This is a genomic window from Cellulomonas sp. P2_B4, from assembly GCF_056404795.1.
In genome coordinates this window covers 1-14,201 of sequence record NZ_JBFUDI010000015.1, presented here as the reverse complement: position 1 = coordinate 14,201, position 14,201 = coordinate 1, and the positions used below count along the sequence as shown (strand labels likewise).

The window sequence follows — 14,201 nt, the reverse complement described above, 5'->3', positions numbered from 1 at the left end:
ACGTCGCGCCTGCGATTCACCCGACCGTCAGGCGGCGGCCTGGCGGTCCGCCGCCTCCTGGGCGCCCAGCCGGGCGGCCGCGTCGTCGCGCAGCACCCGCAGGTTGACCACCTCGAGGTGCGGCCGGGTGCGCACGCTGTAGCGGACCCGGACGTCCCATTTCGCCCGCGCCCAGAGCGCGGCACCGGTGGCGACGAGCAGCGCGGTGATCGACCCGATGCCGATGGCCCAACGCGGGCCGTAGGTCTGGCCGATCCAGCCGACGATCGGCGAGCCGATGGGCGTCGCGCCCAGGAACACCATCATGTACAACGCCATGACCCGCCCTCGTACAGCAGGGTCGGTCGTCATCTGGATGGTCGAGTTGGCGGCCGTCATCATGGTCAGGCTCGCGAGGCCGACCGGGATGCACGCGACCACGTACGACGGGTACGTGGGCATCAGCGCCATCACCCCGGTCGCGATGCCGAACCCGAACGCCGAGCCGATGACGAGCCGGACGCGCGGCCGCTCCCGTCGCGCGGCGAGCAGCGCGCCGGTCAACGAGCCGATCGCGAGCACCGAGCCGAGGATCCCGTACTCCCCCGCACCCCGGCCGAACTCGGTGCGCGCCATCATCGCGCTGGTCAGCTGGAAGTTCAGGCCGAAGGTGGAGACGACGCCCACCACGACCATGATCACGAGGATGTCGCTGCGGCCGCGCACGTAGGCGACGCCCTCGCGCAGCTGCCCCTTGGCGCGCACGACGGTCGGCATGGGCCGCATCTCCGACGAGCGCATCTGGGTCAGCGCGAAGATCGTCGCGGCGAACGTGGCCGCGTTGATGAGGAACACCCAGCCGGTGCCGACGGCCGCGATGAGCAGCCCCGCGACGCCCGGGCCGATCAGGCGCGCGGCGTTGAACGAGGCGCTGTTCAGGCCGACCGCGTTCGAGAGCTTGGCGGCAGGCACGAGCTCTGCGACGAACGTCTGCCGGACCGGCCCGTCGATCGCCGTCACGCAGCCGAGCGCGAGCGCGAACAGGTACACCATCCAGAGCTCCGCGCGCCCCGAGAGCACGAGCACCCCGAGCCCCGCGGCCAGGATCCCCTGGCCGACCTGCGTGGCGATCAGGAGCTTGCGGCGGTCCACGCGGTCGGCGAGCAGGCCGGCCCACGGGGACAGCAGCAGGACCGGCGCGAACTGCAGGGCCGTCGTGATGCCGACGGCGACGCCCGACTCGTCGGAGAGCTGCGTGAGCACGAGCCAGTCCTGCGCGACCCGCTGCATCCAGGTACCGATGTTCGCGACCAGCGCCCCGGCGAACCAGAGGCGGTAGTTGCGGAACTGCAGCGAGGAGAACGTGGGGCTCATGCCTGGGCGATCCTCCGCAGCAGCTCGGTGGCGTCCGTCAGCAGCCGTCGTTCGTCGGGTGTCATCGCGTCGAGCTGGCCCGCGAGCCAGATGTTCCGGCGCCGCCGGGTCTCCTCGACCTCGGCCTTGCCCGCGTCCGTCAGCGTCACGACGACCTGCCGGCCGTCGGTCGGGTGCGGGGCCTTGGCCACCAGGTCCAGGTCGGCGAGGCAGTTCACGGTCCGCGTCATCGACGGCGGCTGGACGCGCTCGAGGTCGGCCAGCTGGCCCGGCGTCAGCGGCCCCTTCTTCGTGAGCCAGAGGAGCACCGTGTACTGCGGGTCGGCCAGGCCGGCACCGCCGCGCTCGGCGCGGATCCGTCGCGCCGCCTGGCCGATGGCGATGCGGAGGTCGCCGGTCGGGTCGGGGGTCGTGGTCACGATCGTTAGCCTACGTCATTACCTTACGTAACGAAAATCAAGTGCGACGACGAAGGCCGCCACCCGGTGCGGGCGACGGCCTGTCCTCGTCGGGAGACCTCAGGGGCGGCCGAGCGCTCGGTAGGTCCAGCCGGCTGCGCGCCACTGGGCAGGCTCGAGCACGTTTCGCCCGTCGAGCATCCGTCGGTGCGCGACGACCTCGCCCAGCTGCTCGGGGTCGAGCGCTCGGTACTCGGCCCACTCCGTGGCCAGCAGGACGACGTCCGCACCGGTCGCGGCCTCGATCGCCGTGTCCGCGAAGTGCAGGTCCGGCCACTTGGCGCGGGCGTTCGGGATCGCCTGCGGGTCGGTGACCGTGACGTGCGCGCCCTGGAGCTGCATCTGCGCGGCGACGGACAGCGCCGGGGAGTCGCGCACGTCGTCGGAGTCGGGCTTGAACGCCGCACCGAGCACCGCGACGCGTCGGCCGACGATCGAGCCGTGGCAGACCTCGCGGGCCAGGTCGACCACCCGGACGCGGCGACGCATGTTGATCGAGTCGACCTCGCGCAGGAACCCGAGGGCGTCGCTGACGCCGAGCTCGCCGGCGCGGGCCATGAACGCGCGGATGTCCTTGGGCAGGCAGCCGCCCCCGAAGCCGAGCCCCGCGTTGAGGAAGCGGCGGCCGATCCGGTCGTCGTAGCCGATGGCGTCGGCGAGGCGCGTGACGTCGGCGCCCGTCGACTCGCACAGCTCGGCCATCGCGTTGATGAACGAGATCTTCGTCGCCAGGAACGAGTTCGCGGCCACCTTGACCAGCTGGGCGGTCGCGTAGTCCGTCACGACGAGCGGGGTGTCCTCCGACAGCGGGGTCGCGTAGACCTCGTCGAGGACCGCCTGCGCCTTGGTGCCCTCGAGCGTCGGCTCGCCGTCGCTGTTCGTCGGCAAGCCGTAGACGAGGCGGTCGGGGTGCAGCGTGTCCTGGACCGCGAAGCCCTCCCGCAGGAACTCCGGGTTCCAGACGAGAACGGCGCCCGTGCCCGCGAGCACCTCCGCGATCGCCTCCGCGGTGCCGACGGGGACGGTCGACTTTCCCGCGACGACGTCACCGGGCCGCAGGTGCGGGCGCAGGGCCTCGACGGCCGAGTTGACGTAGGTGAGGTCGGCGCGGAACTCGCCGTGCACCTGCGGCGTGCCCACGCAGATGAAGTGGACGTCCGCACCGGCCGCGTCCGCGATGTCCGTGCTGAACGACAGGCGTCCGGTCGCGCCCGCCTCCGTGAGCAGCTCGGGCAGCCCCGGCTCGTAGAAGGGCGCGCGGCCCTCCCGCAGCGCGTCGATCTTGCGCTCGTCGACGTCGATGCCGATGACGTCGTGACCCAGCTGAGCCATGCTCGCCGCGTGCACGGCCCCCAGATAGCCGCAGCCGATGACGGAAAGTCGCACGAATTGCCCCTTTGTGGTGGATTCCGACGAATGTACCCGGCGGACCTCGGACCTCGGCGGGTGATCCTTGGCGCCCGCCGCCGGACGGGTGAACGCGGTCGGCTACGGTTCACCGGGTGTCGCAGATCACCTTCCGTCGTGGCCTTGTCACAACGCTGGTGATCTACCTGGCCGTCGTCGCGCGCCTGACGCTCTGGCCCGCACCCGCCTCGCCGTCCACGTTCGACCTCGTCCGCGCGGTCCTGTCGTGGCTGTCGCAGATCGGCGTCCCCCTCACCTACGCCGGCCTCGAGGCCGTCGCCAACGTGATCATGTTCGTGCCGTTCGGTGTCCTCGTGGGCCTGCTGCTGCGCCGATCCTGGCTCGTCGTGCTTCTCGCGTTCTGCCTGTCCGCGGCCATCGAGCTGGCGCAGCTGCTCTTTCTCCCGACGAGGGTCCCGACCGTCCAGGACGTCGTGCTGAACACCCTCGGAGCGACCCTCGGCGTGCTCGGCCTGCGCCTTGTGCGGTCGCTCATGACTCGTCGGCGGACCGTGATCACCCAACCCACCTCCGACTGATCTTTCTGCGCCGATCGGGTGCGAACGTGTGGCAGCACGACGCCGGCCAGGGATCATGGGAGGCATGACCCCCTCCGACGAGACCGCGCCCCTGCGCGTCCTCGTCGTGTGCACGGGCAACATCTGCAGGTCGCCCGCCGTCGAGCGGCTGCTGTCCGCGCGGCTCGGCGCCGCGTTCCAGGGCCGCCCCGCGGTCGGGTCGCTCATGCCGGCGATCGAGATCGGCTCCGCCGGGACCGGCGCGCTCGTCGGCCGGCCGATGACCGGCACCATGGCGCAGCTCGTCGAGGAGAACGGCGCCGACCCGTCCGGCTTCGCCAGCCGCCAGCTGGAGGCGTCGATGATCCGGTCCGCCGACCTGGTCATCGGCATGACCCGCAAGCACCGGTCCGCGATCGTCGAGCTGGTGCCCGCCGCCGTCCGCCGCACGTTCACCCTGCGCGAGCTGGCCCGGTTGGCCCTCGACGTCGACCCGTCCTCCCTCCCCGGCGCCAACGCCACCACCGCCGACCGCCTCCGCGCCCTGGTCCCCCTGGCCGGCCGCCGCCGGGGGCTCGCCTCGTACCGCCCGGGCGACGACGACGTGGTCGACCCCTTCCGCGGCGACACGGCCCTCTACGAACGCTCGTTCACCCAGCTCCTCCCTGCGGTGGAGACCCTGACGTCCCTGGTCCGCCGGTAGGGGGTCGGGGTCGATCCGTCGGCGCGCTGCGGACGAGGCTGACGCCTGAACTCGTGTCTACCTAGCCGCGCTTGTGACGGGTGGGTCACGTGATGCGTCGATCGCGCCCCTTCCGCCACCATCCGTCCCAGGTGCGGCTAGATCCGCACACCGTTGGCACGACGTGGGGCGCCCAGCGCCGCGAGGACCGTCGCGACGAGCCGATCGCGGTCGCGCAGGACGTCCCGGGCGGTGAACCTCAGGACGACGTAGCCCTGCAGGGCCAGCTCACGGTCGCGTCGACGATCCTCGTCGAACTCGCGGCGGCCCCCGTGGTAGGCGAACCCGTCCAGCTCCACGACGACGCGACCCTCGACGACCAGGTCGACCTCACCGACCATCGGCACCATCACTCCGGCCTCCACTCGGAGCCCCGCGGCTCGGAGCGAGAGGCGCGCCATCGTCTCGAGGGGTGACCTGCTCCGCCCGTCGGCCAGTGCGAGCACCGACCGCGCCCGCACGTCTGCGGTGGGCGGCAGCAGGGACCTGATGGCGTCGACCGAGGTGAGCCGTTGCTGGAGGGCGCTGTCGATGGACACGACCGCCTCGTCGGCGTTGCAGCAGACGAGCATGCGGGCCAGGGCACGGGGCGCCGGCGCGACCACGACACCAGGACGGTGTCCGCCCGACACCCACGACTCTCGGTGAAGAGTCGCCGGAGCCTCGTCGCGAAGCCGTGACGGCGAGGACCCACGCGCCCGAGGCACCGAGAGGTGCGGCCGATCCGGCACGTTGAGCACCGCGATGCCCGCGCGCTGGACCGCCGAGACGCAGCCGACCAAGGCGCCGTGCGTGACCGCAGCGACTGCCTCGAGCGAGCAGTCGGGCAGAGCGTAGATCCCGCGCCCGAGCCGGTCGATCGTGCCCGACGCGGCGGCCCGGTCGATCGCCCGCGCCCCGCCGACCACCCCGGTGATGTCCCGCCTCCGCGCCGCACCGCCGAGCTCGGACAACCTCCGGAGGACCTCGTCGCTCATCCCCAGATCTCACGACCGAGCCGCCGTGGACGGGGCGGGCCTGACGCGATCTGTGGACGGCGTGGTCCGACGACGTGCTGGGGGCGGCTCGGCGGCGCCCGGCGCTCTCGCTCCCGTGCGGGTGCAGCGCGACGGGGCGGGCCGATGCGCACGCACGACACGGGTCCGCTGTGCCGACCTAGCCGCACTTGGGTCAGGTGTTCACGGGAGTTGCGTCGAGGACGCCTCAGCAGACCCACGCGTCACCAGTGCGGCTAGGTACGCGCAGCTCCCGGCGGACGCCGACCGGGCGCGCGGGACTCGGGACTCGAGGGCCGGGGCCGACTCCCAACCGGCGCGCGGGGTCGGCGCCGGTCCTCACTCCCCCTAGATGCCGAGCCAGGTCTTGATCGGGCCCAGGAGGAAGTAGACGACGAAGAGGGCCGAGGTGATCCACATGAAGGCGTGGACCTCGCGGATCTTGCCGACGCCGAGCTTGATCGCGACGAACATGATGACGCCGGCGCCGATGCCCACGGTGATCGAGTACGTGAACGGCATCAGGACGATCGTGAGGAACGCCGGGATGGCCACCTCGTAGTCGCGCCAGTTGATGCCCGTGATCTGCGTGACCATCAGGAAGCCGACGACGACCAGGGCGGGGGTCGCGGCCTCGAAGGGGACCAGCTCGACCAGGGGCGCCAGGAACGTGGCGACGAGGAACGCGAGGCCGGTGATGACGGAGGCCAGGCCGGTGCGCGCGCCGTCGCCGACGCCGGACGCGGACTCGATGTAGGACGTGTTCGACGAGACGCTGCCCGCACCACCCGCGGCGGCGGCGATGGAGTCGACGACCAGGATGCGGGTCGCGTTCGGGGGCGTGCCCTCCTTGTCGAGCAGGCCGGCCTCGCCGCCGACGGCGACCATGGTGCCCATCGTGTCGAAGAAGTCGGCGAGCAGGAGCGAGAAGACCAGCAGGATCACGGCGACGATGCCGATGGACTTGATGGAGCCGAAGAGCGAGAACTGGCCGACGAGCGAGAAGTCGGGCGTCGCGACGATGCCGCCGGACGGCCAGTGCGGGACGCCGAGCGACCAGCCGCCGGGGTTGTCGGCGGACTTGGAGCCGAGGTCGCCGGCCAGCTCGACGAGGAACGCCAGGACGGTCGCGGAGATGATCGCGATGAGGATGGCGCCGTTGACCTTGCGGACCATGAGGATCACGGCGACGAACAGGCCGACGACGAAGACCAGCAGCGGCCAGCTGCCCAGCGACCCCGCGATGCCGAGCTCGACGGGGGTGGCCATGCTGGCGGGGATGCGCACGAAGCCGGAGTCGACGAGGCCGATGAACGCGATGAACAGACCGATGCCGACGCTGATGGCTGTCTTGAGCTCGCGCGGGACGGCGCGGAACACGGCCTGCCGCAGGCCGGTGGCCACGAGCAGCAGGATGATCAGGCCCTCGAGGACCACGATCCCCATGGCGTCCTGCCACGACATGTCCGGCAGGGCGGCGATCGAGTAGGCGACGACGGCGTTCAGTCCCAGGCCCGCGGCGAGCGCGAGCGGGAAGTTGGCGACGACGCCCATAAGGATGGACATCAGGCCGGCGACCAACGCGGTCGTCGCCGCGACCATCGCGAGGTTCGGCGCGTCGCCACCGCCGAGGAACTGGCCGTCGCCGGACTTCACGGTCCCGATGATCAGCGGGTTCAGGATGATGATGTAGCTCATCGTGAAGAACGTGACGAGGCCGCCGCGGATCTCGGTCCCGACGGACGAACCGCGCTCGGAGATCTTGAAGTACCGGTCGATCGCGCTCGTCGAACGCTGGGTGGTCGTCGCCATGGGCGGCAGTGTGCCAGACCCGAAACCCGGTCTGCAGACCGGCCCGGCGTGGCGCGACGAACGCCGCGCGACGCCGGACCGGCTTCGACCGCGTCAGACCACGAGGAGCGAGAACTGCCCGGCGCCGTACCCGGCCACGTCCATGTCCAGGTCGGTGCGCCGGACGTAGGACAGGACCCACGGGGCGACGTCGGCCGGGACCGCCGAGCGCGGCTGGTACAGCCGGTCCAGCTTCACGTGCGGCGCGCCCTCCAGGTTGAACAGCGACGCCATGACGTTGAGGATCTCGCCCGCGTTCTCGGAGAGCGCCTCGGGCAGCACGCCCTCCTCGACCGCCACGCCCGCGGCGCGCGCGGGCACGAGCCCGAGCGAGGCGCCCAGGTGAGCGGCGAGCGGCAGGTCCAGGAGCACGAGCGCGGTCAGGGCGAGCCGGTCGTCGACGTAGACGCCCACGAGGGCGCCGTCCTGCGCGTTCGGGTCGACCATCGGGCCGCCGGTGGTGACGGAGATGTCGCGGCCGACGAGGCCCTCGACGAGCTCGCGGACGTCCTTGGCAGAAGGAAGAGGCGTCGCCGTCGAACCAGCGCCGTTCATGCCAGCACCGGCTCGATGACCTCGCGGAAGCCGTCGGGCGTGAACGGCTTGGCGATGAGGAACAGGGCGCCGGCGGCCTCGGCGGTGGCGCGCATCTCCGGCGAGCCCTCCGACGTGACGAACCCGAACGGCGTCTCGAAGCCCTCGGCGCGCAGGCGGCGCAGCAGGTCGATGCCGTTCATCTCGGGCATGTTCCAGTCGGACAGCACCACGTCGGGCTCGTCGGCACGGATGGCCGCGAGCGCCTCGGCGCCGTCGGACGCCTCGCGGACGTCCCAGTCGTAGCCGGCCTGGCGCAGCGTGCGGATCACGATCTGGCGCATGACTCGGCTGTCGTCCGTCACAAGGACGCGGATCATGAGCGGTTCCCTTCTTCAGCGGCGGAAAAGCCCCAGACGGTCACGACGATCGGCTGACCGCGCCACCCGAGCTGGAGCTCGACGACGACGGCGGCACCGGCCACGGCCGGGGCGGCGGGGGCGACCTGCGGCAGGCCGAGGCTCCCCTGCGTGGGCAGCAACGACTTCACGTTGCCGCCGACGACGTTGGCGACCTCACCGAACGCGTCGACGAGGTCGAGGGCGGTGACGACCTCGTCGGGACCCAGGTCCAGCAGGGCCCGGGCGAGGTCGTGCGCGGTAGCGGTCGAGGTGGACAGCAACGCGCGGCCGGCCCAGTCACCGAAGAGGTCGACCCACGCGACGATCGGCTCGTCGAAGGTCGGCAGGTCGCCGTCCCACGGCTGGAGCAGCCCGTGGTCCCCGTCGACCATCGCCGCGAAGACCTCCTGCGCGATCATGAAGACCTGGTCGTGCTCGACGACGGTGCTCATGCCGGCTCCTCGACGGGGACGAGCCCCAGCAGGTCCAGCTTGCCGCGGATGGCGTCAGGCGTGAACGGCTTGATCAGGTACTCGTGGGCGCCCGCGGCGAGCGCGCGCACGATCTGGCCCTGCTCGCTCTCGGTGGTGACCATCATCAGCGTGATGTGCCGCCACTCGGGGCGGGCGCGGACCTCGCTGACGAACGTGAGGCCGTCCATCACGGGCATGTTCCAGTCGATGCAGCACAGCTGCACGTCGAGGCCGGACTCCAGCAGGTCGAGGGCGGCCTGGCCGTGCTCGGCCGGTTCCGTCTCGAAGCCCAGGTCCTCCAGCGTCCCCGCGACGATGCGACGCATCGTGCGCGAGTCGTCGATCACGAGCGCTCTCATCGGGTTGCTCCTCGGGTCAGGACGGATGTGTCGAGTGGTGCGGTTCGGGGGTTCGGGAACGCGGCGACCGTCGCGGGCACCGGCCGGGTCGGGCGGTAGACGGAGCCGGAGCCGACGGGGACGCGCGCCCAGCCGTCGTCGACACCGATCGTGGTCTCCGCCGCGCCGAGCACGAGGACGCCGTCCGGCCGCATCACGCGACGGAGCCGGTCGAGGATCGCGCGCTTGGTGGCGAGGTCGAAGTAGATGAGGACGTTGCGCAGGAACACCACGTCGAACGGCCCGCCGATGGGCGGCTGGTCGAGGAGGTTGTGCGGGCGGAACGTCACCAGTCCGCGCAGCTCCTGCGAGATCTGCCACTCCGCGCCCGAGCGGGTCAGGTGCCGCACGAGCATCGCCGCCGGCAGGCCGCGGTTGACCTCGAGCTGGCTGTACCGGCCCTCGCGCGCCTTGGCGAGCACCTGCTCGGACAGGTCGGTGGCCAGGATGTCCGCGGTGGCGCCGGTGGGCAGGCAGTCCGCCAGCGTCATCGCGATCGAGTACGGCTCCTGCCCGGTCGAGCAGGCGGCGGACCAGATCTTGAGCCGGGTGGAGGTCCCGCGGGCCGCGATCAGCTCGGGCACGACGACCGAGCGCAGGGCCGCGAACGGCCCGGAGTCGCGGAACCAGGACGTCTCGTTGGTGGTGAGCGCCTCGACGACCCGGACGTACTCGGTCTCCTTGGCGCCGTGGCGCACGTTCTTCACGTATGCGTCGACGTCTGGCAGCCCGGCGTCGCGGGCGAGCGAGAGCAGGCGGCTCTCGACCAGGTACTCCTTGCCCGGCGCCAGCTGGATCGCGCTGCGCCGGCGCACGAGGTCGGCGACGAACGCGAACGAGTCTGCGCTGACCGCCATCAGGCCACCCCTCCCCGGACGAGGTTGCCGACGGACGCGAGCACGCGCTCGATCGTCGGTGCCACCTCGGTCAGCGGCAGGACACAGTGTGCGAGCCCCGCGGTCGCGACCGCGCCGGGCATCCCCCACACGACGCTCGTCGGCTCGTCCTGGACCACGACGGTCCCGCCGGCGTCGACGAGGCGCTGGCAGCCGGTGCGCCCGTCGGACCCCATGCCCGTGAGCACGACGCCGAGCAGCTCGCCGCCGTAGACGCGCACCGCGGAGCCGAACAGGACGTCGACCGAGGGTCGGCAGTAGTTCACGGGCGGCCCGTCGGTGAGGACGGTGCGCACGGCCCCGCCGTGGCGCTGCACCTCGAGGTGCCGGTCGCCCGGGGCGATGTAGATCGTGCCGGGCTCGAGCTCGGTCCCGGCCTCGGCCTCGACCACGCGGGCCGGGCCGAGGCGGTCGAGACGCGCGGCCAGCTGCCGCGTGAACACCGGCGGCATGTGCTGGACGACGAGGACCGGGACGGTCGGCGCGTGCGTGAGGGCGGCGATCACCTTGGACAGGGCCTCGGGGCCACCCGTCGACGACCCGAGCACGACCGCGCGGATCGGGTGCGGCGCCGGCTCGGGGCGCTGGGGGGCCGCCTTGGACCGCGGGGCGGGGACCACGGCCGACGACGACGAGCGGACCGCGGTGTGCATCGCGGACCGGACGACGAGCGCCTTGATCTTGGGCAGCAGGTTGTCGGCCACCTGGGCCAGGGACTCCTGGACGCTGCCGACGTTGGCGGGCTTGGTCACGTAGTCCTGCGCACCCGCGACGAGGGCGTCCAGGGTCGCGGCCGCACCCCGCTCGGTGAGCGTGGAGAACATGATGATCGGCATCTTGTGGCCGTCGCGCCGCAGGGCGCGCACCGCCTCGATGCCGTCCATCTCGGGCATCTCGATGTCCATGGTCACGACGTCGGGCGCCAGCTGGGCGACCTTGCCGACCGCGAGGCGACCGTTCGCTGCGACGCCGACCACCTCGACGTCCGGGTCCCGGGACAGGGCGTCCGTGACGAGTCGCCGCACGACGACGGAGTCGTCGACGACGAGCACGCGGATCGGGGTCACTGTTCCTCCTTGGGGGCCGGGGTTCCGGCTGCGTTTCTGGGGCTGTCGACGGTCAGAAGGTGAAGGCGGCCACCCGCTCCCGGAGCCGGTCCGACAGGACGCTCAGCTCCTCAACCTGGGTGCCGACCTCGGTCAGGACGTCGGAGCTCGTGGTCGCCGCCGACGCGACACCCGTGATGTTGACGGCGATCTCCCCCGAGCCGACCGCGGCCTCGGTGACCCCTCGCGACATCTCGTTGGTCGTCGCGGTCTGCTCCTCGACGGCCGAGGCGATGGTGAGCTGGTAGTCGTTGATCGAGGTGACGATCACGCTGATCTCGGCGATCGCCGCGACCGCGCCCGCGGTCTCCGCCTGGATGGCCTCGACCCGGCGCGCGATGTCCTCGGTCGCCCGGGCGGTCTCGGACGCGAGCTCCTTGACCTCGCCGGCGACGACGGCGAAGCCCTTGCCCGCCTCCCCCGCACGCGCGGCCTCGATGGTCGCGTTGAGCGCCAGCAGGTTGGTCTGCTCCGCGATGCTCGTGATCGTCTTCACGACGTTCCCGATCTGCTGGCTGGACTCCCCGAGCCGGGCCACCTGGTCGTTGGTCGTCCGGGCGACCACCGTCGCCCGGTTGGCCACCTTCGCGGCCTCGGTCGCGTTCTGGGCGATCTCGCGGATCGAGGCACCCATCTGCTCGGCGCCCGCCGCGACGGCCTGCACGTTGCGGGAGACCTGCTCGGCCGCGGCGGCGACGACACCCGCCTGGGCGCTCGTCTCCTGGGCGGTGCCCGCGACGCGCTGGTTGGACGCGGTGAGCTGCTCGGCGGAGGTCGACACCCCCGCGGCCGTCTCGACGACCCCGGCCAGCGTGGCCCGCAGGGACGCCTGCGCCCGGGCGAGCGAGGCCGACATCCGGCCCGTCTCGTCGTTCGACTCGATCGGGGCGACGACGGTCAGGTCTCCCCCGGCCATGGCGTCGAGCGAGCCCTGCACCTGGCGCACGGCGCGGGTGACCCGGCGCACCACGGCGGCGGCGAGCACCCCGGACACGAGGGCACCGAGGACGAACGCGATCGCGAGGATCCGGATGGTCCGGTCCACCTCGGCCTGGCCGTCCCGCAGGATCTGGTCGACCTGCGCGTCGACCTGGCCCTGCGCGAGGGTGAGCGCGCGGCCCGCCCAGTCGGGGTCGGCCGCGGCGCTGGCCCGGATCGCGGCAGCGAGACCGACCTCGTCGCCCGCCTGGACGAACGGCAGGAGCGTGGTGTCGCGGTAGGCCGTCCACGCCTTCCAGCGCGTCACGAAGTCGGTCCACTGCTGGGTGCCCGACTGCGGGAAGTCCGAGATCACGGTGATCTGGCGGTCGACGTCCTTGTCCACCCACGCCGACGACGTGAGCAGCTGGGTCCGCACGGCGGGGTCCTGCGCCTCGACGGCCCGGTGCACCAGGAGGTTGCTGCGGGTCTGCGCGGTGCGCAGCTCGGCCATCGCCGACTGCAGGCGACCGGTCAGCCCCGACATCTCCTCGAGGTGCTGGCCCGCGCGGTAGAGGGCCACGGCCCCGGCACCGCCGACGAGGGCGAACACCGCGCCGAGCACGATGAGCGACGTCGCGATCTTGACGCCGACGGACCGGTCCCAGAACCAGCGACGACGGGGAAGGGTCTGGTCGTTCACTTGGTGCCTCCTGCGGGCACGGCGCCCAGCTCGTCCTGCGTGTAGTAGCCGCCGTCGACCAGCACGGCCTGGTAGTTCTCGCGCGTGACCAGGGCAGGTGCGAGGAGGTAGGACGGCACCACGCGGACCCCGTTGTCGTAGGAGGTGGTGTCGTTCACCTCGGGCTCGACGCCGGCGAGCAGGTCGCGGACCATCTGGACGGCGACCTCGGCCAGCTCGGCGGTGTCCTTGTAGACGGTCGAGTACTGCTCTCCGCCGACGATCGAGCGCACCGAGGCGAGCTCGGCGTCCTGGCCGGGGACGACCGGCAGGGCCGGCCCGTCGCCGCCGTAGCCCAGGTCGGACTTGATCGCGTCGATGACCGCGATGGCGATCCCGTCGTTCGGGGCCAGGACACCGTCGAGGTGCAGCCCTGCGGCGTAGGGCGGGGCCAGCGTGCCCATGCGGGCGGCGGCGTTCTCGCCCTTCCAGCCCTCGGTCGCGACGGAGGCGAAGTCGGTCTGGCTGGACGGGACGACGAGGACGCCCTCGTCGATGTACTGCTGGAGCACCGACATGGCGCCCTGGTAGAACACCGTCGCGTTGTTGTCGCTGGGCGAGCCCGCGAAGATCTCGATCGCGAGCGGCCCGGTCACCCCGGTGCGGGCGCCGGTCGCGTCCAGCACGCCCAGGCCGGTCAGCAGCGCGTTCGCCTGCAGGACGCCGACGGCGTTGTTGTCGAAGGACGCGTAGTAGTCCACGTCGGCCGAGTCCCGGATGAGCCGGTCGTACGACAGGATCGCGATCCCGGCGGCGGCGGCCTCGGACAGCACGGACGTGAGCTTCGTCCCGTCGACGGCCCCGATCACCAGGGCGTCCGCGCCCGCGTCGATCATCGTGGTGATCTGGTCCACCTGGGTGGCCACGTCGTCGTCGGCGTACTCGAGGTCCACGTCGTACCCGAGGGAGACGAGCTGCTTGCGCAGGTTCTTGCCGTCGCCGATCCAGCGCTCCTGGACCTTGGTCGGCATCGCCACGCCGACCAGCTGCGGGCCGTCGTCGGGGAGCTGCTTCGCGGCACCGGGGGTGGTGGTGCCGCCGGCGCAGCCGGCCGTCAGCAGGCCGAGCGTCACCGCGATCGCGGCGGCTCCCAGGCGTGCTCGTCTCATGGTGGTTCCTCTGGTCGATCGGATCTCTAGAACGTGAACGCCGCTACGCGGGTGCGCAGGTCGGTGGACAGGCGCGCCAGCTCGCTGACGGCGTCGCCCATCTGCCCCAGGGTCTGCGAGGAGGACGCGGCCGAGCTCGCGACGCCACCGATGTTGACCGCGATCTCCCCGGACCCGGTCGCGGCCTCGGCCACCCCGCGGGACATCTCGTTGGTCGTCGCGGTCTGCTCCTCGACCGCCGAGGCGATCGTCAGCTGGTAGTCGTTGATCGACGCGATGATCGAGGCGATCTGCCCGATC

15 protein-coding genes and 1 pseudogene are annotated in these 14,201 nt (G+C 72.0%); 2 read left to right on the top strand and 14 right to left on the bottom strand.

The window, feature by feature from the left end:
• Positions 1-27: 27 nt before the first annotated feature.
• From AC1DZC_RS19030 to AC1DZC_RS19020, 3 genes are all read right to left on the bottom strand, one after another.
• On the bottom strand, positions 28-1,353 hold the full coding sequence (locus tag AC1DZC_RS19030; RefSeq protein ID WP_477044351.1) for an MFS transporter: 1,326 nt from the start codon (positions 1,351-1,353) through the stop codon (positions 28-30).
• Positions 1,350-1,772, bottom strand: a complete 423-nt coding sequence (locus AC1DZC_RS19025; RefSeq protein WP_477044350.1) for a MarR family winged helix-turn-helix transcriptional regulator — start codon at positions 1,770-1,772, stop codon at positions 1,350-1,352. The genes AC1DZC_RS19030 and AC1DZC_RS19025 overlap by 4 nt, the downstream gene beginning before the upstream one ends.
• A 99-nt stretch (positions 1,773-1,871) precedes the next feature.
• Entirely contained in the window at positions 1,872-3,197 is a 1,326-nt protein-coding gene (locus tag AC1DZC_RS19020; RefSeq protein ID WP_477044349.1) for a UDP-glucose dehydrogenase family protein, read from the bottom strand.
• Positions 3,198-3,313: 116 nt separating this feature from the next.
• On the opposite strand from AC1DZC_RS19020, the gene AC1DZC_RS19015 reads away from it, so the two are divergent.
• Both AC1DZC_RS19015 and AC1DZC_RS19010 read left to right on the top strand, forming a co-directional pair.
• Positions 3,314-3,757 (top strand): VanZ family protein, encoded by a 444-nt coding sequence (locus tag AC1DZC_RS19015; RefSeq protein ID WP_477040330.1) that lies wholly within the window; start codon positions 3,314-3,316, stop codon positions 3,755-3,757.
• A gap of 64 nt (positions 3,758-3,821) precedes the next feature.
• Positions 3,822-4,439: an arsenate reductase/protein-tyrosine-phosphatase family protein gene (locus tag AC1DZC_RS19010; protein WP_477044348.1), complete on the top strand. Its 618-nt coding sequence runs from the start codon at positions 3,822-3,824 to the stop codon at positions 4,437-4,439.
• A 137-nt stretch (positions 4,440-4,576) separates the two neighbouring features.
• Here AC1DZC_RS19010 and AC1DZC_RS19005 read toward each other — a convergent pair whose 3' ends face one another.
• The 11 genes and pseudogenes from AC1DZC_RS19005 to AC1DZC_RS18955 form a co-directional block, all read right to left on the bottom strand.
• The gene (locus tag AC1DZC_RS19005; RefSeq protein WP_477044347.1) at positions 4,577-5,455 is read right to left on the bottom strand and encodes a DUF559 domain-containing protein; all 879 of its coding nucleotides are present in this window, start codon (positions 5,453-5,455) and stop codon (positions 4,577-4,579) included.
• Positions 5,456-5,821: 366 nt separating this feature from the next.
• The gene (locus tag AC1DZC_RS19000) at positions 5,822-7,285 is read right to left on the bottom strand and encodes an NCS2 family permease (RefSeq protein ID WP_477044346.1); all 1,464 of its coding nucleotides are present in this window, start codon (positions 7,283-7,285) and stop codon (positions 5,822-5,824) included.
• Between the two features lie 93 nt (positions 7,286-7,378).
• Positions 7,379-7,879, bottom strand: a complete 501-nt coding sequence (locus AC1DZC_RS18995) for a hypothetical protein (protein WP_477044345.1) — start codon at positions 7,877-7,879, stop codon at positions 7,379-7,381.
• A complete protein-coding gene (locus AC1DZC_RS18990; protein ID WP_477040335.1) occupies positions 7,876-8,238 on the bottom strand; it encodes a response regulator in 363 nt (120 codons plus the stop codon). Before AC1DZC_RS18990 ends, AC1DZC_RS18995 begins: the two co-directional genes overlap by 4 nt.
• Positions 8,235-8,711: a chemotaxis protein CheX gene (locus tag AC1DZC_RS18985; protein ID WP_477044344.1), complete on the bottom strand. Its 477-nt coding sequence runs from the start codon at positions 8,709-8,711 to the stop codon at positions 8,235-8,237. Before AC1DZC_RS18985 ends, AC1DZC_RS18990 begins: the two co-directional genes overlap by 4 nt.
• Positions 8,708-9,091: a response regulator gene (locus tag AC1DZC_RS18980; protein ID WP_477040337.1), complete on the bottom strand. Its 384-nt coding sequence runs from the start codon at positions 9,089-9,091 to the stop codon at positions 8,708-8,710. Before AC1DZC_RS18980 ends, AC1DZC_RS18985 begins: the two co-directional genes overlap by 4 nt.
• Complete coding sequence (locus AC1DZC_RS18975) at positions 9,088-9,987, bottom strand: CheR family methyltransferase (protein ID WP_477044343.1); 900 nt, start codon at positions 9,985-9,987, stop codon at positions 9,088-9,090. Before AC1DZC_RS18975 ends, AC1DZC_RS18980 begins: the two co-directional genes overlap by 4 nt.
• The gene (locus AC1DZC_RS18970) at positions 9,987-11,093 is read right to left on the bottom strand and encodes a protein-glutamate methylesterase/protein-glutamine glutaminase (RefSeq protein ID WP_477044342.1); all 1,107 of its coding nucleotides are present in this window, start codon (positions 11,091-11,093) and stop codon (positions 9,987-9,989) included. Before AC1DZC_RS18970 ends, AC1DZC_RS18975 begins: the two co-directional genes overlap by 1 nt.
• 52 nt (positions 11,094-11,145) lie before the next feature.
• Complete coding sequence (locus AC1DZC_RS18965; RefSeq protein ID WP_477040340.1) at positions 11,146-12,753, bottom strand: methyl-accepting chemotaxis protein; 1,608 nt, start codon at positions 12,751-12,753, stop codon at positions 11,146-11,148.
• Positions 12,750-13,901 carry a substrate-binding domain-containing protein gene (locus tag AC1DZC_RS18960; protein ID WP_477044341.1) on the bottom strand — a complete coding sequence of 384 codons (1,152 nt, stop codon included), beginning with the start codon at positions 13,899-13,901 and terminating at the stop codon, positions 12,750-12,752. The genes AC1DZC_RS18965 and AC1DZC_RS18960 overlap by 4 nt, the downstream gene beginning before the upstream one ends.
• Before the next feature lie 26 nt (positions 13,902-13,927).
• Positions 13,928-14,201: pseudogene (locus AC1DZC_RS18955) on the bottom strand (methyl-accepting chemotaxis protein); the annotation flags it as partial.